The organism is Piscinibacter defluvii, from assembly GCF_004011805.1.
Taxonomy (GTDB): Bacteria; Pseudomonadota; Gammaproteobacteria; order Burkholderiales; family Burkholderiaceae_C; genus Piscinibacter; species Piscinibacter defluvii.
Map to the genome: position 1 here is coordinate 1 of NZ_RCHJ01000084.1, position 2,985 is coordinate 2,985.

The 2,985-nt window shown below is 56.6% G+C and carries 2 protein-coding genes; both read right to left on the reverse strand.

The window, feature by feature from the left end; genetic code table 11:
• Positions 1–369 precede the first annotated feature (369 nt).
• The gene (locus D9C15_RS32875; protein WP_128003671.1) at positions 370–1,779 is read right to left on the reverse strand and encodes a hypothetical protein; all 1,410 of its coding nucleotides are present in this window, start codon (positions 1,777–1,779) and stop codon (positions 370–372) included.
• Between the two features lie 594 nt (positions 1,780–2,373).
• On the reverse strand, positions 2,374–2,985 hold a 612-nt coding region (locus tag D9C15_RS32880; protein WP_205854978.1), incomplete at its 5' end, for a GNAT family N-acetyltransferase.

Sequence of the window (2,985 nt, forward strand, 5' to 3'; positions counted from 1 at the left end):
GCGCTGGACTCACGCCAAGCTTTGCAGACGGGGCAGTCAGCGGCGGTGTGAACAACCAAGGTGGCTGAATCTTCGACGCGGAGCGCGCCGTCGGCTCCAACTGGAGCTGCACCTACGGTCGCAGTAGCGATGAAGGAGCAGAGTGCGGCAAGGACGTGCGAGCGGTGCAAGTGGAGGCGTCCTGCGGGTTAACGTTTGAGCTGAGGCGACCGCCGCGGATTGGCGCTTGGGCCGCGAGCCCGATGATGGACACCACGGGATCGCGGCCCAAGTGCCAAGCGGTGGAGGGTCGCCTCGAGCGAAGGGTTAGGCGTCATCGAGAGGCGGCACAAGGCACGTTGACATCGATGCGGGCGCGGAGAATGAAATCTATGCACCAAAGTACTTTGAAGCTCGGCCAGGCCTCGCCTGGGTGGCCAACGCTCGCAATGCGCCGTCAACGACCTCTAGTATCTGATCGTCTCCCATGTCTCCGGCGAACGGGTACACCTGCTTTTCAGTGCCAGCCTTGAGCCTTCGAGTCCAGTCCTGCAGGTCAATGCCTCCAGATTGATCAAGGCAGATCGCGCACGGAAGTCGAAGCGCATGCGCAGCACCAGATTCGAACAACAACCAAACAAGCCCAGTCGGGTCTTTTGGGGAGTCTATTGTGCCTCGAGGAATTAGTTGCAAAAATGCATCCGAATTCCTGAGGAGAGAAAGAACGTTTGCCGTTAGTGTGTCCGCAGCGTTCCAGACATGTTCATGTTCCTTTGGCAACAATGTTCGATCGCCTACAACCAATATAAATCCATGATCAGCGGCAGTAGTTTGTATTGCTTTCAGAATCTGCGGCCGCTTGGTCTTAAGCCACTCAAAGCTTGTTGACAAGAACAGGGTTTTAGCGCCGAACGTTGTGACGGTTGGTCGTTCCTCCTCGATGAAGCAACTAGCTTTTGAAAGCTCGATTCGAGCCCGACTATTGGCAACCTCAGCGGCAGCCTTGGCGTACTCTTGCTTCTTCGACGGAGACTCGAATCCTGGGATTTGATCGTGTACGGACGCCACTAGGCGGAAGGTGCCATGCTTCGCGCCTCGAGTACGCGAATCTGTACTCATGCTGATGCTTCGGAGCGCAAGCCGCTTCGCCGCCAGCTCTTGCGTTATCTCGAATAGCAATCCGCGTGAATCATGGCTTGGATCGTACTTGGCGGTGTACGGGATCTTGATTCTTACCGATTCCCCATACTGATCAGATTCGGAGAAGGTGATCCTCAGATACTGTTCAAAGTAATTTAGTGAGGCTATCGACTTGAATGGTGGATTTAGGAACCTTGTTTTTGCGTTGAATTGCTCTCGCCATGATGGCTCAGGACGTAGTGCGTTGGATTGACTGTCAAAGCGCAATGCCATCGGCTCTGGATTATCGCGACCAAAGAGCCAGAAGAAGGCATGATTCTGAAGCCACGTGCACTTTACAGCTGCTGTCGACTGTTGCTCTCCGATGGTCCGGACCGAAAGGTCAAGTGAGGCTGGATCGTAGAGAGTTCCTCGACCCGGCGTTGGTGAGTCCGAGTACAGGAATGTCTCGCGAAGGAACTTGCCAGTACTATGGGAGTCGAGTAGCGCCTGCCGGATCGACTCTGAATAACGGAGCATTCGTGGCGCAAACAATCTATGGACATACTCTTGCGTTGACGGACAAAGAAAGCTTCGCTTCTCGTCGGCGAGCCTGTACCCTTCTTCTAAAGTCTGACCATCTGACCGAATGCTGACGGCATCGCCGATGATGTCTATCATGGCGTGCCGGTGGCCAGCAGGCGTTCCGTCAATAGACAATATATTGAATTGCAAATCACGAAGGGTTCGGAGAACTGGCGATAGGGTTCCAGGGCGTTCGTCGTCGAGCGCTAGCGTAATCTGAAAGAGAGTTGGCCATGTTGAAGTCTCGAACGGTGAGACAACTAGATGGTCGTAAGGCCGTTGGCGGATCTGCGGCCTTCGATCGGGCAGCCAACGGGCCCAACAAAGTGAGGAGTTGGAGATCCGTATGGGATGCAGTTCCTGCTCGTGTAGACGAATCTTGTTCGGGAGAATTGTTACTACATTCCCGTGGTACATGACTAGGCCCCCCACCAACTCGAACGTACTATGGCCCTACACCTATATCTGCCTGGGGTTAACCCGGGGGTCGGTCGGGGGGGGCGCAACGTGGGTCTGTGCCTCTAGGAAGCTGCCGAAGGTTGTGCGCTTCGACTCGAGCGCGCGGTTGACGCCTAACGTTTGAACTGAGGCAACCGCCGCGGATTGGCATCTAGGCCGCGAGACCGATGATGACACTGGCGGGCTCGCGGCCCAAGTGCCAAGCCGTGGAAGGGCGCCTCGATCGAAGGGTTAGGCGTCACTTTGGACTCGCGATGAGTAGATGGGGTCGACATAGATGCGGCCACCGAACAAGAACTCCTTGCCACCGACCTTGCGGAAGCCCGATCGCTCGTAGAACGCAACTGCTCGGACGTTGCGGTCGTACACCCCGAGCCAGAGAGTCTTACTGCTCTGGCGCCTCGCCTCGGCGTGGACGGCTCGCATGACTTGGGAACCAAGCCCTTGACCGAGGAAGTCGTCGCCTACGTAGAGGCGGGCAAGCTCAATAGGTTTCGGGCCAGCGACGCACGCAGGAGGCTCCGCGGACTTGAGCACGGCGTATCCGACGATCTTGCCCGCCAACGTGGCGAGCAAGGTGGTGCAGGCTTCATCTCGAAGGACGCTGGTAACTGCCGGAACGTTGAAGTGCTCCGCGACGTAGTCAGCAATGTCCTTCGGATCGTCCAAGTCGCGATAGGTGTCGGAGAACGCTTTGGCAGCGAACTCGGCAAGCTCCGGAGCGTCTTGGGCGGTTGCATACCGCAGAACAATAGGCGCTGGCATGCCGCGAATTGGGTAGTTTGGAAGGTCTGAACTACTACCACCGCAGAGTAATTCAGCGAGCCTGGACGCGCAATTGGC